Source organism: Burkholderia sp. BCC0419 (assembly GCF_902830285.1).
Lineage (GTDB): Bacteria > Pseudomonadota > Gammaproteobacteria > Burkholderiales > Burkholderiaceae > Burkholderia.
Genome location: NZ_CADESR010000008.1, coordinates 74,554 through 98,197, shown reverse-complemented (window position 1 = coordinate 98,197; position 23,644 = coordinate 74,554). Strand labels below are relative to the sequence as shown.

Annotated in this window: 20 protein-coding genes and 1 pseudogene; 15 read left to right on the top strand and 6 right to left on the bottom strand. The window is 68.8% G+C overall.

Translation table 11 applies throughout. The annotated features are described in order from the left end of the window. The first annotated feature begins 1 nt into the window (after position 1). Complete coding sequence (locus tag HWW87_RS28690) at positions 2-976, top strand: LysR family transcriptional regulator (protein WP_175823129.1); 975 nt, start codon at positions 2-4, stop codon at positions 974-976. Positions 977-1,055: 79 nt separating this feature from the next. Here HWW87_RS28690 and HWW87_RS28685 read toward each other — a convergent pair whose 3' ends face one another. Continuing rightward, complete coding sequence (locus HWW87_RS28685; protein ID WP_175823128.1) at positions 1,056-2,414, bottom strand: acyl-CoA dehydrogenase family protein; 1,359 nt, start codon at positions 2,412-2,414, stop codon at positions 1,056-1,058. A 226-nt stretch (positions 2,415-2,640) separates the two neighbouring features. Between HWW87_RS28685 and HWW87_RS28680 the strand changes: the two genes are divergently transcribed. The 8 genes from HWW87_RS28680 to HWW87_RS28645 all read left to right on the top strand — a co-directional run bounded on the left by HWW87_RS28680 (position 2,641) and on the right by HWW87_RS28645 (position 10,756). Further along, on the top strand, positions 2,641-3,726 hold the full coding sequence (locus tag HWW87_RS28680) for an LLM class flavin-dependent oxidoreductase (protein WP_175823127.1): 1,086 nt from the start codon (positions 2,641-2,643) through the stop codon (positions 3,724-3,726). Positions 3,727-3,762: 36 nt separating this feature from the next. Next, complete coding sequence (locus HWW87_RS28675; protein WP_175823126.1) at positions 3,763-4,602, top strand: class II aldolase/adducin family protein; 840 nt, start codon at positions 3,763-3,765, stop codon at positions 4,600-4,602. 34 nt (positions 4,603-4,636) lie between these two features. Then, a complete protein-coding gene (locus HWW87_RS28670; RefSeq protein WP_175823125.1) occupies positions 4,637-5,671 on the top strand; it encodes an ABC transporter substrate-binding protein in 1,035 nt (344 codons plus the stop codon). 4 nt (positions 5,672-5,675) lie between these two features. Beyond that, a complete protein-coding gene (locus HWW87_RS28665) occupies positions 5,676-6,767 on the top strand; it encodes an ABC transporter permease (RefSeq protein WP_175823267.1) in 1,092 nt (363 codons plus the stop codon). Continuing rightward, positions 6,761-7,576 (top strand): ABC transporter ATP-binding protein, encoded by an 816-nt coding sequence (locus tag HWW87_RS28660; RefSeq protein ID WP_175823124.1) that lies wholly within the window; start codon positions 6,761-6,763, stop codon positions 7,574-7,576. The genes HWW87_RS28665 and HWW87_RS28660 overlap by 7 nt, the downstream gene beginning before the upstream one ends. Positions 7,577-7,626: 50 nt before the next feature. Continuing rightward, a complete protein-coding gene (locus HWW87_RS28655) occupies positions 7,627-8,808 on the top strand; it encodes a cytochrome c (RefSeq protein ID WP_175823123.1) in 1,182 nt (393 codons plus the stop codon). Positions 8,809-8,841: 33 nt separating this feature from the next. Continuing rightward, positions 8,842-9,795 carry an ABC transporter substrate-binding protein gene (locus tag HWW87_RS28650; protein WP_175823122.1) on the top strand — a complete coding sequence of 318 codons (954 nt, stop codon included), beginning with the start codon at positions 8,842-8,844 and terminating at the stop codon, positions 9,793-9,795. Positions 9,796-9,883: 88 nt separating this feature from the next. Next, positions 9,884-10,756, top strand: a complete 873-nt coding sequence (locus HWW87_RS28645; RefSeq protein WP_175823121.1) for an MOSC N-terminal beta barrel domain-containing protein — start codon at positions 9,884-9,886, stop codon at positions 10,754-10,756. Between the two features lie 19 nt (positions 10,757-10,775). Here the strand turns inward: HWW87_RS28645 and HWW87_RS28640 are convergent, their stop codons facing one another. Beyond that, positions 10,776-11,336: a hypothetical protein gene (locus tag HWW87_RS28640; RefSeq protein ID WP_175823120.1), complete on the bottom strand. Its 561-nt coding sequence runs from the start codon at positions 11,334-11,336 to the stop codon at positions 10,776-10,778. 45 nt (positions 11,337-11,381) lie between these two features. Between HWW87_RS28640 and HWW87_RS28635 the strand changes: the two genes are divergently transcribed. After that, the gene (locus HWW87_RS28635; protein WP_175823119.1) at positions 11,382-11,552 is read left to right on the top strand and encodes a hypothetical protein; all 171 of its coding nucleotides are present in this window, start codon (positions 11,382-11,384) and stop codon (positions 11,550-11,552) included. 259 nt (positions 11,553-11,811) lie between these two features. Here the strand turns inward: HWW87_RS28635 and HWW87_RS28630 are convergent, their stop codons facing one another. The 3 genes and pseudogenes from HWW87_RS28630 to HWW87_RS28620 form a co-directional block, all read right to left on the bottom strand. Continuing rightward, positions 11,812-13,239: a sensor histidine kinase gene (locus HWW87_RS28630; RefSeq protein WP_175823118.1), complete on the bottom strand. Its 1,428-nt coding sequence runs from the start codon at positions 13,237-13,239 to the stop codon at positions 11,812-11,814. A 79-nt stretch (positions 13,240-13,318) separates the two neighbouring features. Beyond that, entirely contained in the window at positions 13,319-13,999 is a 681-nt protein-coding gene (locus HWW87_RS28625) for a response regulator (RefSeq protein ID WP_006484260.1), read from the bottom strand. Positions 14,000-14,194: 195 nt separating this feature from the next. After that, positions 14,195-15,355: pseudogene (locus tag HWW87_RS28620) on the bottom strand (multidrug effflux MFS transporter); the annotation flags it as partial. 101 nt (positions 15,356-15,456) lie between these two features. On the opposite strand from HWW87_RS28620, the gene HWW87_RS28615 reads away from it, so the two are divergent. From HWW87_RS28615 to HWW87_RS28600, 4 genes are all read left to right on the top strand, one after another. Continuing rightward, positions 15,457-16,938: a PLP-dependent aminotransferase family protein gene (locus HWW87_RS28615; RefSeq protein ID WP_175823117.1), complete on the top strand. Its 1,482-nt coding sequence runs from the start codon at positions 15,457-15,459 to the stop codon at positions 16,936-16,938. A 180-nt stretch (positions 16,939-17,118) separates the two neighbouring features. Continuing rightward, positions 17,119-18,219 carry an ABC transporter substrate-binding protein gene (locus tag HWW87_RS28610; protein WP_175823116.1) on the top strand — a complete coding sequence of 367 codons (1,101 nt, stop codon included), beginning with the start codon at positions 17,119-17,121 and terminating at the stop codon, positions 18,217-18,219. A 108-nt stretch (positions 18,220-18,327) separates the two neighbouring features. Continuing rightward, a complete protein-coding gene (locus tag HWW87_RS28605; RefSeq protein ID WP_175823115.1) occupies positions 18,328-20,100 on the top strand; it encodes an iron ABC transporter permease in 1,773 nt (590 codons plus the stop codon). Continuing rightward, entirely contained in the window at positions 20,093-21,160 is a 1,068-nt protein-coding gene (locus HWW87_RS28600; RefSeq protein ID WP_175823114.1) for an ABC transporter ATP-binding protein, read from the top strand. The genes HWW87_RS28605 and HWW87_RS28600 overlap by 8 nt, the downstream gene beginning before the upstream one ends. 183 nt (positions 21,161-21,343) lie before the next feature. On the opposite strand, the gene HWW87_RS28595 is transcribed toward HWW87_RS28600, so the two are convergent. Then, positions 21,344-22,396 carry an RNA-guided endonuclease TnpB family protein gene (locus HWW87_RS28595; protein ID WP_175823113.1) on the bottom strand — a complete coding sequence of 351 codons (1,053 nt, stop codon included), beginning with the start codon at positions 22,394-22,396 and terminating at the stop codon, positions 21,344-21,346. Positions 22,397-22,481: 85 nt separating this feature from the next. Between HWW87_RS28595 and HWW87_RS28590 the strand changes: the two genes are divergently transcribed. Continuing rightward, positions 22,482-23,576 (top strand): porin, encoded by a 1,095-nt coding sequence (locus tag HWW87_RS28590; protein WP_347879305.1) that lies wholly within the window; start codon positions 22,482-22,484, stop codon positions 23,574-23,576. Positions 23,577-23,644: the final 68 nt, after the last annotated feature.

The following is a 23,644-nucleotide window of genomic DNA, read 5'->3' as shown; positions in this document are numbered from 1 at the left end:
TATGATGCCGAATATGATGGATCGTCATGATGCACCCGAAAGACCATGCAGAACAAACATGAAAATTAGCGATATCGACGCTTTTGCAGCGGTCGTCCGCTGCCAGACCCTGAGCCAGGCCGCGGCCGAGCTCGGGATGACGCAGCCCGCGATCACGCGGCGCGTCCAGAATCTCGAGGAAGCGCTCGGCGTGACGCTGCTCGACCGCAACACGAAGCCGCCGCGCCCGACCGACATCGGCCGGCAGGTGTTCGAGCAATGTCGTGCGATCCTGCGCGAGGTCGACGCGCTGCGCGAACTGACGGCCGGCCAGCAGCCGCTGGCCGGCGAATTCCGGATCGGGCTCACGCAAGGGCTCGGCGAGCTGATGCTGCCGGCGCTCATCGCGGATCTCGCCGCGCAGTGGCCCGCGCTCGCGACGCACGTCACGACCGCCTGGGGCGGCCTGCTCGTCGAACGCATCGCCCGCCGCGAACTCGATGCGGCGCTGGTCTTCCTCGCCCGCGAAATGGTGCTGCCGGCGCAGGTGGAGGGCGAACGGTTGCTGGCCACGCGGCTCGTCGCGGTCGGCCGCAAGGGCGACTGGCCGCGCCGCAGCTACCGGCTCGCCGATTGCCACGCGCGCGGCTGGGTGCTCAATCCGGACGGTTGCGGCTTTCGTGCGGGCCTGCGGCGTGCGCTCGATGCGCAGGGCCTGCCGATGCCGGTCACGCTCGATGCGTATGGCCGCGACCTGCAACTGCAGAGCGTGGCAAACGGCTTCGGCCTCGGATTGATGCCACTGCCGCTCGTCGAAGGCAGCCCGCTGCGCGATGCGCTCGACATCGTGCCGCTCGCCGATTTCAAGCCGCAGATCGACCTGTGGCTGCTGCGCCGGCACGATGCGGCCCGCTTCGACGCGCCGCTCGCGGCCGTCGCCGCGCATGCGCGCACGGCGTTCGCCCTGCCCGAGCAATCGCACGACAAGGCCGCATAACGTGGCCGCGGTGGCCGCGGTGGCCGCGTGGCGCCTGCGTCGCGTCGCGCCGTTGCCATGCGCGGCAACCCGGCCCGGCTTACGCATCATGTCGACCGCGTTCGCCCCCGTTGCGTGACGTTCCGTCCGCCTCCGCGTTCGTCTTCCCGCGCGTCGCCGCATCGAGCACCACCCGCCCCGCCGCCACCGCGATCGCATCGTCCTGCGGCGTATGCACGCGGCTGCACAGCACGTCGCGATAGTGGCGTTCGAGCGGATTGTCGCGGCTCAGCCCGTGATTGCCCGACAGCTTCAGCGCCTGCTCGACCGTCCGGATCGCCTGCTCGGTCACGGTGCGCTTGACGAGGCCGCTGGTCGTCACCGACGGCGCATTGCCCGCATCGGTGCGCGCGATGAGATCGTCGAGCAGCACGCGATTCGTGTGCAGCCAGCCTTCGATTTCGCCGACCGCCTCCTGCACGCGCGGCAACGTCGCGAGCGGCGCGCCGAGCCCGCTCGGGGCTCGCGTCGTCGCGAATTCGACCAGCCAGTCGCGCGACGCGCGCGCCACCGCGCCGTACAGGCTGCCGAGCAATGCGACCATCCATGCCTGCTGATCGGCCTGCGCGTCGGCATCCGCGTGCGTGGCAGCCGACACGGCCCATGCGTCCGGCACGCGCACGTCGACCGCGTGATCGGCCGGCAGCGGCACCGCGTCGAACACGACTTCATGGCTTCCGGATGCGCGCAGGCCGAGGTGATTCCAGCTTTCGATCACGCGGATGCGCTCGCCGTCGGTATCGCGGTCGCGCGGCACGAGAAACACGCCGACGCGCGGCGTCGGTTCGTCGGTGCGCGCCCACACGGCCAGCCAGCGCAGCGCCGGAATGCCTGTGCTGTAGAGCTTATGTCCCGACAGCCGCCAGCCGTCGCCATCGCCATCGCGGCGCGCGATGGTCGCCGGCAGCCCGCCGCGCGACGGCGAACCAAGCGCGGGCTCGACGCGCAGCGCATTGATCAGCGCGCCGTGCACGACCGCGCTGTCGAACACCGCGCGCCGCACCTGGGCCGGCCAGCGGTTGTCGGCGCGGCCGAGCGCACGATGCTGCAGATACGTCATCGTCAGCACCAGCGCGGTCGCCGGATCGGCCCGCGCGACGGCGGCGACAATCCGGCTCGCCTGCGCAAGCGTCGCGCCGGCGCCGCCATGCTCGCGCGGCACGACTTGCGCGATCAGCCCGGCACGATGCAGCCGTGCGAAGTTCTCGTGCGGAAAGCGGCCGTCGACGTCGTTGCGGGCTGCATCGGCGGCGAGTTCGGGGGCGAGGCGCTCGAGCAGCGCGGCGAGGCGTGCGTCGTTCGTCTCGTTGGCGGATTCAGCGGATTCAGCGACGCCGGCAGGCAGGAGGCGCAGCGCAGGCTGCTGTGACGGCGAGGAAGCGGCAAGGCTGGCGGACATCGAAACGGATTCCCTGGGTAGTTCAGACACGGCGGCAAACACGGCGCCGACGCGCGCCCGATCATTCACGAGCCCACAGCGTATGCGCAACGCATACGCCCCCAAACCATGCAAATCTGATATTCAAATCGGGATTGATTATTTCCATTCCGCATGATCCCGGCGTTAACCTGCGCTCCATTCCTGCCCGGCCGTGCGCCGGGACATCCCTGCACCGGAGACCCAGATGAGCGTCGAATTCATCGGCATGATCCAGAGCCAGAAGCAGTCGGAAATCCACTCGGCGTCCGGCCCCGTGGTCGATCCCGACTATGTGCGCGACTTTGCCCGCGCCCACGAAACGGCCGGCTTCGACCGGATCCTCGTGCCGCACCACTCGACCGGCCCGTCGGCGACGCTGACGATCGCGTTCGCGGCGGCCGCCACCGAGCGCATCCATTTCATGCTCGCGCATCGCCCGGGCTTCACCGCGCCGACGCTCGCCGCACGGCAGATCGCGACGCTCGACCAGTTCAGCCGCGGCCGGCTCGCCGTGCACTTCATCTCCGGCGGCTCGGACAGCGAACAGCAGCGCGACGGCGATTTCCTCGATCACGACGCGCGCTATGCGCGCACCGACGAATACCTCGGCATCCTGCGGCGGATCTGGACCGAAGCCCAGCCGTTCGATCACGACGGCGCGCATTACCGCTTCAAGCAGGGTTTTTCGGAGGTGAAGCCGTTCCAGCAGCCGCATGTGCCGATCTACTTCGGCGGCGCGTCGGAAGCGGCGCTCGCGGTGGCCGGCAAGCACGCGGACGTCTACGCGCTGTGGGGCGAATCGCTCGACCAGGTGCGCGACCTGACGACGCGCGTGCGCGCCGAAGCCGCCAAGCACGGCCGCCAGGTGCGCTTCTCCGTGTCGTTCCGCCCGATCCTCGCGGCGACCGAGGACGAAGCGTGGGCGCGTGCGCACCGCATCCTCGACGAAACGCGCCGGCTGCGCGAAGCGGCCGGACTCTGCGCCGGCGGCCCGCAGCAGAGCGAAGGCGCGCGCCGCCTGCTCGCCGCGGCCGACCGCGGCTCGCGCGTCGACAAGCGGCTGTGGACCGAGATCGCGAAGCTCACCGGCGCGCGCTCGAATTCGACGGCGCTCGTCGGCACGCCCGAACAGGTCGCCGACGCGCTGCTCGACTACTACGACCTCGGCGTGACGACGTTCCTGATCCGCGGTTTCGACCCGCTGGAAGACGCGCTCGACTACGGCCGCGAACTGATTCCGCGCGTGCGCAGCGCCGTCGCCGCACGCGACGCGGCGCGCCGCGCCGCCTGAGCCCAACAACGGAGCCCACCGGAGCCCTACGCGATCATGTCCGCCGTCCTGTCCTCGCCCAACCGTACCGCATCGGGCCTCGTGCTCGCCGATACCCCGCGCCAGCATTTCTGGTTCGATCCGCCCGCGCCGCGCATCGACGTCGCCGCCGAGCGCCGCCACCGGCAGGAGCGGCTCGCGGCCGCGTTCCGCCTGTTCGCGCGCTTCGGCTTCGCGTCGGGCCTCGCCGGCCACATCACCGCACGCGATCCGGAGCTGCCCGATCATTTCTGGGTGAACCCGCTCGGCGTGCATTTCTCGCAGATCAAGGTGTCCGACCTGCTGCTCGTCAACGCGCGCGGCGAAACGGCGATCGGCACGCGGCCGCTGAACAAGGCCGCGTTCGCGATCCATGCGGCGATCCACGAAGCCCATCCGCACGTCGTCGCCGCCGCGCACACGCATTCGACGTACGGCAAGGCATGGTCGACGCTCGGCCGCCCGCTCGATCCGCTCACGCAGGACGCGTGCGTGTTCTACGAGGATCACGCGCTGTTCGACGACTTCACGGGGATGGTCGTCGACACCAGCGAAGGCGCGCGGATCGCCGATGCGCTCGCGAAGCCGGACGGCACCACGCACAAGGGCGTGATCCTGAAGAACCACGGCATCCTGACGGCCGGCCCGACGGTCGAGGCCGCCGCATGGTGGTACATCGCGCTCGACAACGTCGCACACACGCAGTTGCTGGCCGAAGCGGCCGGCACGCCGCAGCCGATCGATCACGCGACCGCGCGCCATACGCACGGCCAGATCGGCGGCCCCGACGGCGCGCTGCATGCGTTCGACAGCCTGTTCGCGCGCGTCGTCGCCGACGAACCCGACCTGCTCGACTGAGCCGCCCTTGCGCCACCACACCGGAGACCAGACCATGACCCCAACCACCGCACCCACGCCCGCCGACGCGCCCGACGACCAACGCCGCCGGCTGCTGCGCGCGGCCGGCGCCGCCGCGCTCGCCGTGCCGGCGATCACGCTCGGCCGCAAGGCCTGGTCCGCGCCGCCGCTGAAGAAACTCACGTTCGCGTGGAACCAGAACGCGTTCTGCCTGACGCCGATCGTCGTCGCGCAGGAGCGCGGCTTCTTCGAGAAGAACGGGCTGAAGGTCGAGCTGATCAACTACAGCGGCTCGACCGACCAGTTGCTCGAATCGATCGCGACCGGCAAGGCCGATGCGGCGGTCGGGATGATCCACCGCTGGCTGAAGCCGCTCGAAGCCGGCTTCGACGTGAAGATCATCGGCAGCTCGCACGGCGGCTGCGTGCGGCTGCTCGGCTCGAAGGCGGCTGGCGTCACGACGCTGCAGGCGCTGAAGGGCAAGACGGTCGGCGTCAGCGATCTGGCCGCGCCCGGCAAGCACTTCTTCTCGATCCTGCTCGCGAAGAACGGCGTCGATCCCGAGCGCGACATCACGTGGCGGCAGTATCCGGCCGACCTGCTCGGCGTCGCGGTCGACAAGGGCGAGATCCAAGCAATCGCCGACGGCGACCCGAACCTCTATCTGCTCGAAAAGCGCAGCAACGGCGCGTATACCGAACTCGCGACCAACCTGTCCGGCGAATACGCGCGCAAGGTGTGCTGCGTGATCGGCGCGCGCGGCGACCTCGTGCGCAACGACCGGCCGTCGGCCGCCGCGCTCGCGCGCTCGATCGTGCAGGCCACCGAGTACACGCACGACAACCCGAACGAAGCCGCGAAGGTGTTCGCGAAGTATTCGCCGAAGATCAGCCCCGAGGATCTGCGCAAGCTGTACGCGACGCTCACCTACACGCACCACCCGACCAATGTCGACCTGCAGCAGGAAATCGCGTTCTATGCGGACGATTTCCGCCGCATCAGCGTGCTGAAGAAGAGCACGGACCCGCAGCGCTTCGCGCAGCAGGTCTATGCCAACGTACTGGGGTAACGCGATGTCGACGATCGAACACGCTTCCGCCGCACGCACCGCATCGGCCCCGGCCGGCGCCGCCGCCAACGCTTCCGCGCGCGCAGCCTGCACGGCCTGCGACGCCACGCTGGCCGCCGACGCCCGGCGCGAGCGCACCTGGCCGACCGGGATCGCCGCCGCGCTCGCGTGGGCCGCGCTCGGCGCGCTCACACAACTGTGGCCGAACCGGATCGTCGGCTTCAGCGACTGGGCGTACACCGACACGTTCGGCACGGCCGCGTGGACGATCGCCGCGCTGCTGCTCGTCGCCGCGACGCTCGGCCATCTCGTTGCGGCGACCCGCACGCGGCTCGAGCGGGTGCGACCGGCCGGCCCGTGGCTCGTCGCGCTGCCGCTCGTGCTCGCCGCGTGGGAAATCGTCACCGCGAAAACCGGCTGGCTGCCGACGCCGTTCTTCGCGCCGCCGCAGGCGCTGATCGAGGTCTACGTCGACGACTGGCCGCGCCTCGCCGGCAGCGCCGGCAACACGCTGAAGCTGCTCGCGCTCGGGTTCGCGTACGGCGTCACGGTGGGCTTCGCGGTGGGCGTGTCGATCGGCTGGTCGCGCCGGATCGGCTACTGGGTGCATCCGGTGCTGCGCGTGCTCGGCCCCGTGCCGGCCACCGCGCTGCTGCCGCTCACGTTCTACTTCTTCCCGTCGAGCTATTCGGCCGCCGCGTTCCTGATCGCGCTGTCGACCGGCTTCCCGGTCGCCGTGCTGACGTGGTCGGGCGTCGCGAGCGTCAACCGGCAGTACTACGACGTCGCGCGCACGCTCGGCGCGAACGCGCGCTTCCTCGTGCTGCGCGTCGCGATTCCGGCCGCGCTGCCGCACGTGTTCGTCGGCATTTTCATGGGGCTCAGCGCATCGTTCACGGTGCTGGTCGTCGCCGAGATGATGGGCGTCAAGTCGGGCCTCGGCTGGTATCTGAGCTGGGCGCAGGGCTGGGCGTCGTACGTGAACATGTATGCGGCGCTGATCGTGATGGCGCTGCTGTTTTCCGGGTTGATCGCGCTGCTGTTCGCGGTGCGCGACCGTGTGCTCGCATGGCAGAAAGGAACCGTCAAATGGTAAGCGCCGCCGTACTCGAATCGTCCGCGGCCGCTGCGCCCGCCGTCACGCCGCCGCGCGGCGCGCGCATCGACATCCGCCGCGTGAGCCATGCGTTCGACGGCCCCGGCGGCGCGCTGCCGGTGCTCGACGACGTCTCGCTGTCGGTCGCGGCCGGCGAATTCGTCGCGCTGCTCGGCCCGAGCGGCTGCGGGAAATCGACGCTGCTGCGCCTCGTCGCCGGGCTCGACGCCGCCGGCCAAGGCGGAATCGCGCAGGACGGCGTGCCGATCGAGCGCCCCGACCCGTCGCGCATCGTCGTGTTCCAGGACCCGACGCTGTACCCGTGGCGGCGCGTGCGCGCGAACGTCGCGCTCGGCCTCGAAGCGCGCGGCGTGGCGCGTACCGCGCAGCATCGCGTCGACGATGCGCTCGCGCGCGTCGGGCTGCAGGACTTCGCGAACGTGTTTCCGCATCAGTTGTCCGGCGGGATGGCGCAGCGCGTCGCGCTCGCCCGCGCGCTCGTCAACGATCCGCGCCTGCTGATCCTCGACGAGCCGCTCGGCAAGCTCGATTCGCTGACACGGCTCACGATGCAGGCCGAACTGACCGCGCTGTGGCAACGCGACGGTTTCTCCGCGCTGCTCGTCACGCACGACGTGGAAGAAGCGCTGTTCCTCGCGCAGCGCGTGATCGTGTTCGGGCCGCGCCCGGCACGGATCGTCGCCGAACTGCGCGTCGACCTGCCCTACCCGCGCCATCGCGGCGACCCGCGCCTCGCCGAATTGCGCCACGACGCGCTGCGGCATCTTGGGCTCGATGCGAGCTGGTAGATGCCGGATGCCGTTCGACGTTTGACTGCGGTGCGCCGGAGACGCGCGCGATGAACGCGCCGCCGTTCGCCGACTGGGCCATCGCGTTCCTGCAACTGCTGTATCGCGCGCAAATCGCGTTGGCGCATGTGCTGCATGCGATCGGCCTGACCGGCGATGCCGACGGCCAGGCGGCGTGGCCGTGGGCACACCGCATCGCGCTCGAGACGCTGCGCATCGACGCGGGGCTCACGCGGCAGCTCGCGTTCGCCTGCGGCGTGACGGCGCTGGCCGTCGTGCTCGCCTGCATCGCGCTGGCTTCGCGCAAGTGGCGTGTCGCGGCGGCCATCGCCGCGCTGGCCGTCGCGTGGTTCGCGCCGTGGCCGCCATCGTCGCTGTGGCTCGCGCCTGCCGTGCCGACGAGCTTCCAGCGCGATCCCGCGCCGTTTTCCGTGTCGACCGTGATGCGCGGCGCACATCTGTATACGCAACATTGCGCGGCCTGCCACGGCGCGGACGGACGCGGCGAAGGGCCGCTCGCGGCCACGCTCGCGCACTGGCCGCCGACCTTCGCCGGCGCGCTGCTCGCGCGTCGGCTCGACGGCGAACTGTTCTGGCGCGTGCGTCATGGCACGCACGACGAGCACGGTACGTCGACGATGCCCGGCTTCGCGGCAACGCTCGGCCCGCAGGACACATGGGCCGTGCTCGACTACCTGAAAGCGCTGGCCGCCGGTAGCGGCGCGCAGGCGGAAGGCGCGTGGCCGGTGCCCGTCCCGCTGCCGGCACTCGACGTGCGGTGCGGCGACGCCGCGCCTCAGGCGCTCGAGCGCTGGCGCGAAGGCCAGCGCGTGCGCGTCGTCGCGCTCGCGCCCGGTGCGACGCCACCGCCGGAAGACGCGCGCTGGCAGACCTTGCTCGTCACCGAACGCGGCGTGCCCATGCCGCCGTCGGTCGGCTCGCGCGCGAACTGCGTCGCGACGACCGCCGATACATGGCGCGCGTTCGCGACGATTGCCGGCGTCGCGCCCGATACGCTCGGCGGCACGCAACTGCTTGCCGATCGACGCGGCTGGCTGCGGGCGCGTGCGTTGCCCGGCAGCGCCGGCTGGTCGGATGCCGACCTGCTGTGCCGCTCGGATGCAGTGGCCCGGCCGGCCGCGCGCGCCACGAACGGTGACGCACTGACCGCACTGCTGCTGCGCGTCGACACGGAACCCGTGCGCGACGTACAGGCCGGGCTCCCGCATTGAACCCCTGAACCCTTCCTTCAACCGAACTTCACGATGAATCCGACCCGACGCCACTTCCTCGCCCAGGCGAGCGCCCTTGCCACGATCGCCGCCGCGCCGGCCGCCGTGCGCGCGCAATCGGGCACACGCCCGCTGCTGCGCGCCGGCGACCAGAAAGGCGGGCTGCGCGCGCTGCTCGAAGCAGCCGGCGAACTGAACGGCCTCGCGTACGACATCGCGTGGACCGAATTCCCGGCCGCCGCGCCGCTCGCGGAAGCGCTGAACGCGGCCGCCGTCGACTGCGGGCCGATCGGCGACGCGCCGGTGATCTTCGCGCTGGCATCGGGCGCCCGCATCAAGGTGATCGGCGCGAACCGTTCCGATCCGTACGGCACGGCCGTGCTCGTGCAGCCCGACGCCGCGCTGAAAGGCGCGGCCGATCTGAAGGGCAAGCGCATCGGCACCACGCGCGGCTCGATCGGCCATTTCGTCACGCTGAAGGCGCTCGATGCGGCCGGCCTGCCGCCCGATGCCGTGTCGTTCCGCTTCCTGCCGCCGGCCGACACGATGCTTGCGCTCGCCACCGGTTCGATCGATGCGTGGGCGACCTGGGAGCCCTATACCGCGCTCGCCGAAACGAGCGGCCGCGCGCGCGTGCTGGTCAACGGCCGCGGGCTGTGGTCGGGCCTCAGCTATCTCGCGGCGACCGACGCGGCGATCGCCTCGAAGCGCGACGTGCTACATGATTTCCTGCGGCGCGTCGTGCGCGCGCAGGCCTGGTCGTACCGGCACGTCGACGCGTATTCGGCCGCGCTCGCGCGCATCATCGGCATTCCGCCGGCCGCCGCGAAGCTGCAATTCGAGCGCCGCGGCACGCGCTGGTTGCCGATCGACGCAGCGGTGATCGCCGAACAGCAGCGCACGGCCGACTTCTACCTGAAGGCCGGGCTGCTGCGCCAGCCGCTCGACGTGCGCACGACCTTCGACGCAGGCTTCCCGCTCGCGTGACGGGCGCGTGGCGGCGCGCAGCCGCCCAAACGGCTTCGGCACGATCTGGCACAATCGCGATTCGACCATCCCGCCTGTAGCCAGCGTCATGCCAGCCATCACCGAACTCTTCGTCTACCCGATCAAATCCTGCGCCGGCATCGCGCTGACGCGCGCGCAACTGCTCGAAACGGGCCTCGCGTACGACCGCCACTGGCTGATCACCGATCCGCACGGGCAAATGCTCACGCAGCGCACGCACCCGCGCCTCGCGCTGATCCGCCCGACGCTCGACAGCGATGCACTCGTGCTGAACGCGCCGGGCATGCCGGAGATTCGCACGCCGCTCGATGGCGACGCGACACCCGCCACGCCGAAGATGGCCGCGACCGTGTGGCGCGACACCGTCGACGCGATCGACACGGGCGCCGACACGGCCGCGTGGCTCACCGAATTCCTCGGCGTGCCGACGAAGCTCGCGCGCTTCGGCCCCGACGCCCGACGCGACTGCAACCGCCAATGGACCGGCGACATCGATACGCATACGCAATTCTCGGACGCCTATCCACTGCTGGTGATCGGCCAGTCGTCGCTCGACGACCTGAATGCGCGGCTCGCCGCGAAAGGCGCGCCGGCGATCCCGATGAACCGCTTCCGGCCGAACATCGTCGTGTCGGATCTCGATGCGTACGAAGAGGATTTCGTCGAGCACCTCGACACCGACGGCGACGGCGACACGCCGGTGCGGCTGCGGCTCGTGAAGCTGTGCACGCGCTGCCCGATGCCGACGATCGACCAGGCGACCGGCGCGCCCGATCCCGCATGGCCGCACGAGCCGACCGACACGATGCAGACCTATCGCACGAACCCGAACTACGACGGCGCGCTGACGTTCGGCATCAATGCGATCGTCGTCGAAGGCGCGGGTGCGTGGCTCGAAGTCGGGCAGCCGGTCGAAGCGGAGATCGGGTTCGGCGACTGAGCGGCACTCAAAGCGGCGCTCAAGGAACCGTATAGCCGGCGCAATCGGGAAGCGGCCGGTCGGGCGTATAGCTGCCGGCTGACGGATCGAACCGGAACGTGCGCCGATACGTGCAGGTGCGATCCACGGCCGTCACCAGGTCGCGCTTGCGCAGCGGCGGCGCGGCAAGCGAGTCCTTGTCGCGCGACACGTGCCCGGGAAAGCTCGTAGCGCGCGTCGCATACAGCAGTCGCGGCAAACCGGCGCGGACGCTCCGGTCCAGACTCAGCGTCGCGTCGAACGCGTAGTCGTCGTGACAAGCGCCGAGCCGCCTTCGCTGGTCGCGTTCGGAAAAGCATGCCCGGATCGTCGCCGATCCCGACAGTGGCACCGCGAGCACCTGTTGCGTCCGCGGTACGCGATCGCCAGCCACGACGCGGATCAGGCGCAACGCCGAAGCCGATGCCCCTCCCCCCGAGTAGCCGGTGGACAGATCGAACCTGACGCCGACGATCACGTCCCCGCCCGCGCCCCGCAGTACGCGCGGCCACAATGCAAAGCACCCGTGGCCGTCGGACGGGTCGTCGAGATCGACGCGCACGTCGGCCGGTTGTCCGGCGAACCGCGTGATTCGCAACGCAGATTCGTGATCGACATCTCCCCGGACGATCTCGACGCAGACCTGCCGGTCGGCGGTACAGCCTTCCTCGTCGTTCGACGATTGCGCGGCGGTCATCGGGTTCAACGACTCCAGGCGATTGCCCGCGCGATCGACCTCGATCGCCTGATCGGCCTGGTCGGCCGCATGTACATGTGAAGGCACACCGACCGCGAACACGGACAGTACCGCGGCCATGCCGAATGCGGCACCACGGACGCGTCGCGCGGATGCGAACGAGAAACGGAAACGGGAGCGCGAACAAGTTGTGAAATTCATCGGAATATCCTGACAGTTATGAGGCTCCGGAGCGCGCTTTTCGGCACGATGCGCGGCCTGGGCATGTGGGGCGTAGCCGAACGTGTGCGGTTCAGCCCGTCCGCGCCGTCGCGCACGTCACCGCACGCTTGCCCGCCCCTCATGCGCCTTCCCACCGCGCACGCTCCCCGGCCTGCGCCGCCGGCAGCCGGATCGTCACGACCAGCCCGCCACCGGCCGCATCGGCAAGCGTCACGCTGCCCTGATGCACGCGCGCGATTTCCCGCACGATCGACAGCCCGAGGCCCGTGCCTTCGACCGTCTGCGTCTTGCTGCCGCGATGGAAGCGCTCGAACACCGCGTCGCGTTCGTCGGCCGGAATGCCCGGCCCGTTGTCGATCACGTCGAGCCGCGCGTCGCCGCCGTCGCGCGAGACGCGCACCGTGATCACTGCATGGTCGCCCGCATAACGGATCGCGTTGTCGATCAGGTTGCCGATCATCTCGCCGAGCAAGTCGGACTGCCCGAGCACGTCGACATCGGCCTCGTGCTCGAAGCCGAGATCGATGCCGCGCGCGCGTGCGACGGGCGACCAGTCGAGCGTCACGCTGCGCGCGAGCCGGTGCAGCGCGACCGGCTTGTGCGCGACCGCATGACCGCTGTCCGAATCGAGCCGCGACAGCGACAGCAACTGCTGGACGATTTTCGCGGCCTGCCGCACCGCGCCGTTCGCGCGCCGCAGGTGCCCGTTCGCGCGTGGCTGCTCGTCGGGCCGCAGCGCGAGTTCGACGCCCGCCTGCACGGCCGCGAGCGGCGTCTTCAACTGATGGGCCGCATCGGCGAAGAAACGGCGCCGCGCCACCTGCATCCGCTGCGTGCGGCCGATGTACTGGTTGATCGAATCGACGAGCGGCGCGAGTTCGCTCGGCATCGCGCCCGTGTCGAGCGGCGTCGTGTCGTCCTCGCTGCGCGCGGCAACCGTGGCCGACAGCCGGTTCAGCGGCCGCAGCCCGCGCCCGACGCCGAGCCACACGATCCCGAGCGCCAGCACGACGAGCAGCCCTTCCTGCAGCAGCGACCCGATCAGGATCTCGCGCGCGAGCGCCTGGCGCGCCTCGATCGTCTCGCCGACCATCACCCACACGATGCGCGACTGCGCGGTCGGCACGTCGTGCACCGGGATGCGCAGCGCGGCCATCCGCAACTGTTCGCCGCGATACACGACGTCGTAGTAGCGCGTGACGAATAGCGCGCCGTCGCCTGCGTCGCGCCCCTGCGGCAGCGGCAGGTCCGGATAGCCGGTGATCGTGCGGCCGTTGTCCTCGCGGATCAGGTAGTAGATCTTGCCGCCGTCGCTCGATTCGAGCATCTCGAGCGCGAGATACGGCAGGTCGACCTCGATCTCGCCGTCGTTGAGCCGCACGCCTTCGCGGATCGACTTCAGCGACGACGACAGCGTCCGGTCGAACGCGACGTGCGCGGCGCTCATCGCGCGCTGGTACGTGAGCCACGAGTCGAGCGCGAGCAGGCCGAGCAGCGGCAGCAGCAGCCACAGCGCGACCTGCGCGCGCAGGTTCGGGCGGGTCATCATGCCTGCCGACGGGCCGCCCCAAGGAAGGCATGCGCCCCCTCGGGGGGCAGCGAACAACAGTGAGCGAGGGGGCAGTTCACTCAGCCGTCTCCGCCTTCGCCTCGAGCAGATAGCCCAAGCCGCGCAGCGTGACGATCGCGACGCCCGTGTTCTCCAGCTTCTTGCGCAGCCGGTACACGTAGATTTCGATCGCGTCCGCGTTGACCGATTCGTCGAGCCCGAAGATCTTCTCCGACAGCGTGTCCTTGTTGATCGCGCGGCCGTTGCGCAGGATCAGCACCTCGAGCACCGAGCGCTCGCGCGGCGTGAGCGACAGCGGCTCGCCCGCGAGATGAAAGCTGCGGTCGATACTGTCGTACGAAAGCGGCCCGCATTCGACGCGCGAATGCTCGTGACCGAGGCTGCGCCGGATCAGCGCGCGGGCGCGCGCCTCCAGTTCGGTCAACTCGAACGGCTTCGCGAGATAGTCGTCGGCGCCGAGATCGAGCCCCTTCACGCGATCCTCGACCGACCCGTGCGCGGTAAGGATCAGCACCGGCACCGGATTGCGGCGCGCGCGCAGCCGCCGCAGCACCTCCAGCCCGTCGAGCTTCGGCAGCCCGAGATCGAGAATCACCAGCGCGTAATCCTGCGTGCGCAGCACGTGGTCCGCCGCCTCGCCGTCGGCCATGTGATCGACCGCGAAGCGCGCGGCGCTCAGCGCGTCGTTCAGCGACTGGGCCAGGTTCGGGTTGTCTTCGACGAGCAGCACGCGCATGGGGATTCCGGAAAGGTCAGCGACAGCCCGCTACATTACATGATCCTTTCCGTCTCCACGCCTCGCGCAAACACGGGTTGCGCGGATGTCGCGAACCCGCCGCGCGCGGCGCCGGCGGCCCCGCTCAGCGCTCGCCGGACGGTTGCGCGCCACGATGCGCGCATCGCCGGTCACGCGCCGCTCGCGAAAACCGGCCACCACCGCGACGAACGCGACGCTCGCGCCGACCGTGACGACGATCATCGGGTGCGCGGTGCCGTCCGACAGCCACGCCAGCACGCCGCCGCACGCGGCCGTGATCGCCATCTGGATAAAGAAGAACAGCCCCGACGCCGTGCCGGCGATCTTCGTGTACGGCTGCATCACCGCGAACTGGCAGGCCGGAATCGCGATCCCGACCGCGATCATCACGACGAACATCGGCGCGACGAGGGCCGTCACCGAAGTCGGGGCGATCGCGCCGCCGATCCACAGCACGGCGGCGCCGGCCAGATTGACGGCCGCGGCCGCCGCGATGACCGAATCGGCTGTCCAGCGCGCGCTGGTCCGCGCGAACGCACTCGACCCGATCAGGTAGCCGAGCACGGTCACGCCGAAGATCGCCGCATAGACCGGCCCGGACACGCCGATTTGCCGCTGGAACAGCGTCGACGATTCCGCGATGAACGGATAGTACGTGCAGTAAGCAAAGCTGATGGCGAGCGAATAGCGCAGGAACCGCCGCTCGCGCAGCAGGCCGGCGTAGGTCCGCAGCAGCCCGGCCCCGGCTGGCGGCCGCGCATCGCGCTCGCGGGTCTCGGGCAGGTAGCGCAGCACCATCGCGGTCGCGACCAGCCCGCCCGCCGCCAGCCAGCCGAACACGCCGCGCCAGCCGAGCCACTCGGCAATCGCGCTGCCGGCCAGCGGCGCGACCACCGGCGACAGCGCCATGCCGGCCGAAATATGGCCGAGCATCGTGGCCTGCGTCGCGGCCGGAAAGCGCTCGCGCACGATCACGCGGCCGATCACGGTACCGCTGCAGCCGCCCAGCGCCTGGAACACGCGCGCGGCGATCAGCGCCGGGATGCTGGTCGACCCTGCGCAGGCGACACTCGCGACGACGTACAGGCACAGGCCGCCGAGCAGCACCGGACGTCGGCCGTAGCGGTCGGACAGCGGCCCCGACACCAGCATCGACAGCGCATAGCCGACCATGTACAGGGTCAGCGTGAGCTGCAACTGCGCGTCGGTGCCGTGCAGCGCGTCCGCCATCGCGGGCAGCGACGGCAGGTACGCATCGATCGTGACGCGCGGCAGGCACACCACGAGCATCAACAGGAACAGCCAGCCCCATCGGGGTAATGAACGCGTCTTCATGCAGTCAGTCCGTTTGGGTCGGATGGGTGGGGTCGACAGCAATCTAAGGCGAAAGTGATATAAGCTGAAGGACCATTAAATCGATCATTGACTGGACCACTATGCCGCGAGGCAAAGCCGCGATTCCGCTGGATCTGCCGTGCCCGGCCGGGCTGTCGGGCGGCAGCCCGCAGTCGAAGCAGGAATGCATCGCCGACACGATTCGCGACGCGATCCTGAAGCGCCTGCTGCCCGGCGACAGCCCGCTGCCATCGAGCCGGACGCTGGCCGCGCGCTGGGACGTCGCGCGCGGCACCGTCGAAGCGGCGTACGACATCCTGTGCGCCGAGGGCTACATCGCCCGCACGCAAGGATCCGGGACGCGCGTGTGCGCGGTGGTGCCGGACAGCTATCTGCGCGCGGCCGCGCGGTCGCGTGACGACAACCCGCTCCACGCCACCACCGCGTCCCCGGCGCCGGCCGCCCCGGCCGAGCCCGAGCATGGCGTGCGTCCCGGCGTCCCGTTCGTCGCACGGCTCGCCGATCCCGGCCTGCTGCCGATGCAGCAATGGAAGAAGGCGCTCGGCGCCAGCCTGCTTGCCGCGACCGCGGACGATCTCGGCGCGACGCCGGCACAAGGTGTCGAAAGCCTGCGCGTCGAAATCGCCGCGTACCTGCGGGAATATCGCGGCATCCCGTGCGAAGCCGGCGACATCGTCATCACGACCGGCATCCGCAACGCGATCGACCTCGTCGCACGCACGCTGCTCGCGCCCGGCGCGACGGTGCTGATGGAGGATCCCGGCTATGCGTCGGCGTGGCAGATCTTCACGATCGCGGGCGCGACCGTGATCGACGTGCCGGTCGATCGGGAAGGCATCGACACCGCATCGCTGGATCGCTACCCCGATGCGCGCGCCGCCTATGTGACACCGGCCCATCAGGCGCCGCTCGGCGTCACGATGTCGGTGTCGCGCCGGCTCGAACTGCTCGACTGGGCGCAGCGCAACCGCACGTGGATCATCGAGGACGACTACGACGGCGAATTCAGCTACCAGACCGCCCCGCTCCCCGCGCTGAAATCGCTCGATGCGTGCGACCGCGTGATCTACTGCGGGTCGTTCAACAAGACGCTGTTTTCCGGGTTGCGTATCGGCTTCATGGTCGTGCCGGCGGAACTGCGGCCGGCGCTGTCCGCCGTGTGGCACGCGACCGCGCGCTCGGTCGGCGTCGCGCCGCAACTCGCGCTGGCCCGTTTCATCGGCCACGGCGATTTCGCGAAGCACCTGCGCGCCGCTCGCCACGCGTACCGCCAGCGGCGCGACATCGTGCTCGACCAGTTGGCGAAGCATGCGGGCGGCCGGTACACGGTGTCCGGCGAGCACGCGGGCTTTCATTTCGTGCTGTGGCTGCCGCCCGGCATGGACGATGCAGCCTGCGTCGCGCAAGCCCGCGCGGCCGGCGTCGAGTTGCAGCCGATCCGCGGCTTCTGTCGAAGCGCCCGCTGCGAAGCGGGCGTCGTCGTCGGGTATGCCGCGCTGACGGCCGCGCACGCGCGGCATGGCGGCCGCCTCCTCGGACAACTGCTGGCTACCTCCGCGTAGCCCGCACGCGCTCCCTTTCACGCCCTGCCGCGCGCCGCGAAACCCGCGGCCGCCGCTTCGACCTCGGGAAATCCATGACACGAACGGCGCGATTGCGAACCGGAATGAAAGCAGGCTGAAAGTGCCTCGCAATTAACATCCGCGTCACTCGAACAACACTATGCGTAACTGGAGGAAGACATGCCGTTTGCACCGAAGCACCTCGCCGCCGCGCTGGCGGTCGTTCTGGGCACTGCCGCCGGCGGCGCCGCCGCGCAGGTTCCGGCCGGCTACCCGGGGAACTACCAGGGCGTGATCGACGCCGCGAAGAAGGAAGGCAAGCTGATCGTCTACTCGACGACCGACACGGGCCTCGTGCGTCCGCTGATCAAGGACTTCGAAAGCCTGTACGGCGTGAAGGTCGAGTACAACGACATGAACAGCACCGAGCTGTACAACCGCTACATCAGCGAGAACGCGGCGAGCAGCACCAGCGCCGACGTGCTGTGGAGCTCGGCGATGGACCTGCAGGTCAAGCTCGTCAACGACGGCCTGATGGCGTCCTACGATTCGCCCGAAAGCCCGAACGTGCCGCAATGGGCGCAATACCAGAAGCAGGCGTACGGCACGACGTTCGAGCCGCTCGCGATCGTCTACAACAAGCGCCTGATCCCCGAGAACGAAGTGCCGACGACGCGCGCCGACCTGATCAAGCTCCTCACCACGCAAGCCGACAAGTTCAAGGGCAAGGTCACGACCTACGACATCGAGAAATCGGGCGTCGGCTTCAACTACCTGACCCAGGACGCCCACGTGAACGAGAAGGTCACGTGGGAACTCGTGAAGGCGATCGGCGCGACCGGCCCGAAGCTGCAGTCGAGCACGGGCGCGATGATGGAGCGCATCTCGTCGGGCGAGAACCTGATCGGCTACAACATCATCGGTTCGTATGCCTATGCAAAGGCGAAGAAGGACAAGTCGATCGGCTATGTGTTTCCGAAGGACTACACGCAGGTCGTGAGCCGCCTGGCGACGATCTCGAAGAAGGCGAAGAACCCGAACGCCGCGAAGCTGTGGGTCGACTACTTGCTGTCGAAGCGCGGCCAGACGCTGATCGCGAATCAGGCGAACCTGTACGCGATCCGCGCGGACGTGACCGGCGAAACGTCGGCCGCGAGCCTCACGAAGGAACTCGGCGATTCGCTGAAGCCGATCCAGATCGGCACCGGCCTGCTGGTCTATCTCGACCAGTCGAAGCGCCTTGCCTTCCTGAAGCAATGGCAGCAGTCGATCAAGCGCTGATGCGCTGAGCCGCTGACCCCGGGCCGCCCGCCGCACGTCGCGCGGGCGGCTCCTTCCCCTTACCGACTTCCTTGAGGCGGCCATCCGGATGGCCGCAGGGGCGAACTCATGCTTTCAACCAGCACACGCGGCACGGCACCGGCCGTTCCGCCCGCCACCGGCCCGCGCGATGCGATTCCCGCGCTGCCGGTCAGCAGCCTGCAGCCGCTCGCCGGCATGCTGCGCTGGATCGTCGTCGCGGTACTGACCGTCGCGGTCGCGCTGCCGCTCGGCTTCATCCTGTTCCAGAGCCTGCTGTCCGCGCCGTTCTTCGACGCGAACAAGACGCTCGGCATCGAAGGTTTCCGCTTCATCTTCGCCGATCCCGACTTCTGGTCGGCCGTGAAGAACTCGTTCATCATCGCCGGCGGGATGCTGTTCATCTCGATCCCGCTCGGCGGCATCCTCGCGTTCCTGATGGTGCGCACCGACCTGCCCGGCCGCCGCTGGCTCGAACCGCTGCTGCTCACGCCCGTGTTCGTGTCGCCGATGGTGCTCGCGTTCGGCTACGTGGTCGCGGCCGGCCCGGTCGGCTTCTACTCGGTGTGGTTCAAGGAACTGTTCGGGGTGCAGAATGTGCCCTGGAACGTGTATTCGATTTTCGCGATCACGGTGATCGTCGGCCTCACGCACGTGCCGCACGTGTACCTGTATTCGTCGGCCGCGCTGCGCAACCTCGGCTCGGACGTCGAGGAAGCCGCCCGCGTGACGGGCGCCCGCCCGTTCCGCGTCGCGCTCGACGTGAGCCTGCCGATGACGATGCCCGCGCTGCTGTTCGCCGGCGTGCTGGTGTTCTTCCTCGGCTTCGAGGTGTTCGGGCTGCCGCTCGTGCTCGGCGACCCGGAAGGCCACCTCGTGCTCGCGACCTACCTGTACAAGCTGACCAACAAGCTCGGCGTGCCGTCGTATCACCTGATGGCCGCGGTCGCCGTGTGCATCGTCGCGATCACGTTCCCGCTCGTGCTGCTGCAGCGCCGCCTGCTGAAGACCGCGAGCCGCTTCGTCACCGTGAAGGGCAAGGCCGGCCGCTCGACGGTGCTGCCGCTCGGCGTGTGGCGCTGGATCGCGCTCGCGATCGTCGCGCTGTGGCTGATGCTGACCGTGATCGTGCCGATCTCGGGCATCGTGCTGCGTGCGTTCGTGACCAACTGGGGCGAAGGCGTCGCGCTCGCCGAAGTGCTGACGCTGTCGAACTTCGTCGAGCTGTTCGAGCAGGACAACCTGGTGCGCGCGATCGTCAACACGCTCGGCATCGGCGTGATCGGCGGCGCGCTCGCGATCGGCTTCTACTCGCTCGTCGCGTTCGCCGGCCACCGCCGCAACGACTGGGCAACCCGGCTGCTCGACTATCTCGTGCTGCTGCCGCGCGCGGTGCCCGGCCTGCTCGCCGGTCTCGCGTTCCTGTGGATCTTCCTGTTCGTGCCCGGCCTGCGCGAGCTGAAGAACTCGATGTGGAGCATCTGGATCGCGTACACGGTCGTGTGGCTCGCGTACGGGATGCGGCTGATCCAGAGCGCGCTGCTGCAGGTCGGCCCCGAACTCGAGGAAGCCGGCCGCAGCGTCGGCGCGACGCGTAGCCGCGTGTCGCTCGACGTGACGCTGCCGCTCGTGCGCTTCGGCCTGCTCGCCGCGTGGCTGCTGATCTTCATGATCTTCGAGCGCGAATACTCGACCGCCGTCTATCTGCTGTCGCCCGGCACCGAAGTGATCGGCGCGCTGCTCGTGTCGCTGTGGGCGACCGGCGCCGTCGACCAGGTCGCCGCGCTCTCTGTCATCAACATCGCGATGGTCGGCGCCGGTCTCGGCGTGGCCCTGCGCTTCGGAGTGAAACTTCATGGATAAGCTCATCGTCGACGATCTGCATCTCAGCTACGGCGCCAACCCGATCCTCAAGGGCGTGTCGTTCGAACTGAAGGCCGGCGAAGTCGTGTGCCTGCTCGGCGCGTCGGGCAGCGGCAAGACCACGCTGCTGCGCGCGGTGGCGGGCCTCGAACAGCCGTCCGACGGCCGCATCCAGCTCGACGACCGCGTGTTCTTCGACGGCGCGCAACGCGTCGACCTGCCGGTCGAACAGCGCTCGCTCGGCCTCGTGTTCCAGTCGTACGCGCTGTGGCCGCACCGCACCGTCGCCGACAACGTCGGCTACGGGCTCAAGCTGCGTCGGGTAGCGCCTGCCGAACAGAAGCGCCGCGTGCAAAGCGCACTCGACCAGCTCGGCCTGGGCCATCTCGCCGAACGCTTTCCGCATCAGTTGTCGGGCGGCCAGCAGCAGCGTGTCGCGATCGCGCGCGCGCTCGTCTACAACCCGCCGGTGATCCTGCTCGACGAGCCGCTGTCGAACCTCGACGCGAAGCTGCGCGAGGAAGCGCGCGCGTGGCTGCGCGAGCTGATCGTGTCGCTCGGGCTGTCGGCCCTGTGCGTGACGCACGACCAGACCGAAGCGATGGCGATGTCCGACCGCATCCTGCTGCTGCGCAACGGCCGCATCGAGCAGGAAGGCACGCCGGCCGAGCTGTACGGCGCGCCACGCTCGCTGTACACGGCCGAATTCATGGGCAGCAACAACCGGATCGACGCGCGCGTCGCCGCGATCGACGGCGAATGCGTGACGCTCGCCGGCGACGGCTGGGAGCTGCGCGCCGTCGCCCGCGACACGCTCGCGCCAGGCCAGGACGCACAGGCCGTGATCCGTCTCGAACGCGTGCAGGTTACCGACGGCCCGGGCGCGAACCGGCTGCAGGCCGACCTCGTCACGTCGATGTATCTCGGTGACCGCTGGGAATACCTGTTCCATTGCGGCGAGATGCGCCTGCGCGCGTTCGGCCATGTACCGCGCGCGGCCGGCAAGCACTGGATCGAATTCCCGACCAACGATTGCTGGGCGTTCGCGAAAGCGGGCTGACCCGATCGCGGCGGCTCGCGTGCCGCCACGCATGCAGTCGAGCGCGCATCCCTTTTCGACCTTTGCAGCTCGCATCGGCGGACGCTTGATGGCGTCCGCCGATGGCGCGCCGCGTACGCGTTTTCTGTTTCAACCCGCCTAAAACAACCAAGGAGACACCGTCAAATTGACGTCCTCCGCTCCCTAAAGGGAGAGGATTCCCACACCTGGCGATGCACGTCCGCATCGGAGAATGTTCAACGCAGCGTTGGTATCTCGATCATGCTCGACACCACATCTACTGCAGGCCCACTCTCTTATTCGCAGTCCCGCGATACCTTTCGGCCGCGTCGTGCTGTCTTTCGATCCGCACGCCGAACAGGACTGGGTAGAACCGCTTTCGTCGACTTCCTCGAACGTGACTCCGTGCGCGATCGCTTTGTAGCGGAGCTTGTTTCGGAAGGACGACCAGGATGCGTCGTAGACGCTCTTCGCCATCCTGGTTCTGGCGAGTTTTGCGGCCGACACGTTGCCAACCGCGATGTAATCGAAGCGCCGCACCAGATCGAGCGCGAGCTTGTGCTGGAAGTCGGCGCGGGCATTCGCCACCTTGGCGTGCAGCTTCGCGATATGCCGCTTGTGCTTTCGCGCCCGTTGCGCTTTCGCCAGCTTGTCTGCCGCGTGTCGGCCGAATCGGTCGTTCGGCAGTTTCTCGCCCGTCGAAAGTGTGGCGAAGTCTTTCAGGCCGAGATCGATGCCGACACAGGAACGGATCGGTCGGGCCTGAACATCGGGTATCTCGATCACGATGTTGAGAAACCAGTTGCCGCGTGCATCTTGCGCAAAGTTGGTCCCGTCCTTGATCTTGCCTTCGGGAAGCGGTCGGCTGCTGAACACGCGAAACGTGTGGCCGGCAAAGCGAAACGCATCGCCTTCGCGCTTCAAGTCTCGGCCCTTCAGCGGCACCCAGCCCAGCGATTTCTTGCCGCGATAGCGCAGGTAGGGGCGACGGTGCCGACTGCGCGACTTCGCGTATTGCTCGCACGTCGCGTTGATCGTGCCGGAGTGAATACCGAGTTCCTTGCTGCTGCCGGTCGTGAGCACATTCAAGTCGAAACCGGTCGGCCACTTCTTGTCCCACTTGAGCGCGTGCTTCTGCGTGTCGTTGCAGAAGTTCCAGACGTAGTTCACCGCGCGGCGCTGCTTGTTAAGCAGTCCGTTGAGCGATTTCACCCGGTAGCGATAGACAAGGATCATGCCGGCCATTTTAACGGTGGAATGCCGTTGTCAAACAGCGGCGCTCCTTTCCTCCCCGTCTGAAGGACGGGGTTTCTCGGAGCAAATGATGAAGTCACGCACAGAACGTTCGATTCGAACAGTAGTCCTCACCGGCTCGGCCGCGGCAGCCTGTATCGCCGCGCCGGTCGTGCACGCGCAGTCGTCGGTCACGATATACGGGATCATGGACGCCGGCATCGAATACGCGAACCATGCGGCACCGGATGGCGGCAATTCGTTCAAGCTGAAGTCGGGCAACAAGAACACGTCGCGCTGGGGCTTGCGCGGCGTCGAGGATCTCGGCGGCGGGTTGAAGGCCGTGTTCCGGCTCGAAAGCGGGATCGATCTCGCGAACGGCGCGTCCGACGACGGCCCGGACTCGATCTTCGCGCGCCGCGCAACGGTCGGCCTGAAAGGCAAATGGGGCGAACTGTCGCTCGGCCGCAACTTCACCGTCACTTACGACTACATGCTGCCGTTCGACCCGATGGGTTACGCGCAGAACTACTCGTGGGCGACCTCGTCGATGGCGACTGGCGGCCGCAAGGACGGCCTGTTCACGCGTTCGTCGAACGCGGTGCGCTACGACGGCGAATTCAGCGGCTTCAAGTTCGGCGCGCTGTACGGTTTCGGCAACGTGCCGGGCAGCATGAAGACCAGCTCCAAGTACGATTTCGCGGTCGGTTACGAGACCGGCCCGTTCGCGGCGGTCGTCACGTTCGACCGGCAGAACGGCGCGGCCGACAGCGTCACGCCGGCCGATACCGTCAACTACATTCAAGGCATCCACGCGGGCCTGAGCTACGACTTCGGCAACCTGAAAACGATGGCCGGCTATCGCAACTATCGGCGCACGTATCACACCACGGCCGCGAACCAGTTGAGCGACATGGTTTGGCTCGGCGGGTCGTACCAGTTCACGCCGACGTTCTCGCTGATCGCGGCCGTCTATCACCAGAACATCAAGGGCGGCACGGATGCCGATCCGACGCTGGTGTCGGTGCGTGCGCAGTACGCGCTGTCGAAGCGCACGGTGCTGTACGCGGCCGGTGCGTTCGCGATCGCGAAGCACGACCAGAAAGTCGGCGTGTCGCGCGATTTCAACGGGTACGGCACCACGCAGGTCGGGGTCACGGCGGGGATTCAGCAGCGGTTCTGAACCTGACATGGCGGGCGACGGCGGGCGATCGGCTGCCCGCCGGCTCTCACGCCACGCGCGGCGGCATG

What these genes read in the sequence shown, in the direction of transcription:
- HWW87_RS28600 (WP_175823114.1), top strand. Translation starts at nt 20,093, where the DNA reads ATGGATAAGCTCATCGTCGACGATCTGCATCTCAGCTACGGCGCCAAC.
- HWW87_RS28660 (WP_175823124.1), top strand. Translation starts at nt 6,761, where the DNA reads ATGGTAAGCGCCGCCGTACTCGAATCGTCCGCGGCCGCTGCGCCCGCC.
- HWW87_RS28665 (WP_175823267.1), top strand. Translation starts at nt 5,676, where the DNA reads ATGTCGACGATCGAACACGCTTCCGCCGCACGCACCGCATCGGCCCCG.
- HWW87_RS28590 (WP_347879305.1), top strand. Translation starts at nt 22,482, where the DNA reads ATGATGAAGTCACGCACAGAACGTTCGATTCGAACAGTAGTCCTCACC.
- HWW87_RS28680 (WP_175823127.1), top strand. Translation starts at nt 2,641, where the DNA reads ATGAGCGTCGAATTCATCGGCATGATCCAGAGCCAGAAGCAGTCGGAA.
- HWW87_RS28645 (WP_175823121.1), top strand. Translation starts at nt 9,884, where the DNA reads ATGCCAGCCATCACCGAACTCTTCGTCTACCCGATCAAATCCTGCGCC.
- HWW87_RS28630 (WP_175823118.1), bottom strand. Translation starts at nt 13,239, where the DNA reads ATGACCCGCCCGAACCTGCGCGCGCAGGTCGCGCTGTGGCTGCTGCTG.
- HWW87_RS28655 (WP_175823123.1), top strand. Translation starts at nt 7,627, where the DNA reads ATGAACGCGCCGCCGTTCGCCGACTGGGCCATCGCGTTCCTGCAACTG.
- HWW87_RS28670 (WP_175823125.1), top strand. Translation starts at nt 4,637, where the DNA reads ATGACCCCAACCACCGCACCCACGCCCGCCGACGCGCCCGACGACCAA.
- HWW87_RS28610 (WP_175823116.1), top strand. Translation starts at nt 17,119, where the DNA reads ATGCCGTTTGCACCGAAGCACCTCGCCGCCGCGCTGGCGGTCGTTCTG.
- HWW87_RS28650 (WP_175823122.1), top strand. Translation starts at nt 8,842, where the DNA reads ATGAATCCGACCCGACGCCACTTCCTCGCCCAGGCGAGCGCCCTTGCC.
- HWW87_RS28605 (WP_175823115.1), top strand. Translation starts at nt 18,328, where the DNA reads ATGCTTTCAACCAGCACACGCGGCACGGCACCGGCCGTTCCGCCCGCC.
- HWW87_RS28625 (WP_006484260.1), bottom strand. Translation starts at nt 13,999, where the DNA reads ATGCGCGTGCTGCTCGTCGAAGACAACCCGAACCTGGCCCAGTCGCTG.
- HWW87_RS28615 (WP_175823117.1), top strand. Translation starts at nt 15,457, where the DNA reads ATGCCGCGAGGCAAAGCCGCGATTCCGCTGGATCTGCCGTGCCCGGCC.
- HWW87_RS28690 (WP_175823129.1), top strand. Translation starts at nt 2, where the DNA reads ATGATGCCGAATATGATGGATCGTCATGATGCACCCGAAAGACCATGC.
- HWW87_RS28675 (WP_175823126.1), top strand. Translation starts at nt 3,763, where the DNA reads ATGTCCGCCGTCCTGTCCTCGCCCAACCGTACCGCATCGGGCCTCGTG.
- HWW87_RS28685 (WP_175823128.1), bottom strand. Translation starts at nt 2,414, where the DNA reads ATGTCCGCCAGCCTTGCCGCTTCCTCGCCGTCACAGCAGCCTGCGCTG.
- HWW87_RS28595 (WP_175823113.1), bottom strand. Translation starts at nt 22,396, where the DNA reads ATGATCCTTGTCTATCGCTACCGGGTGAAATCGCTCAACGGACTGCTT.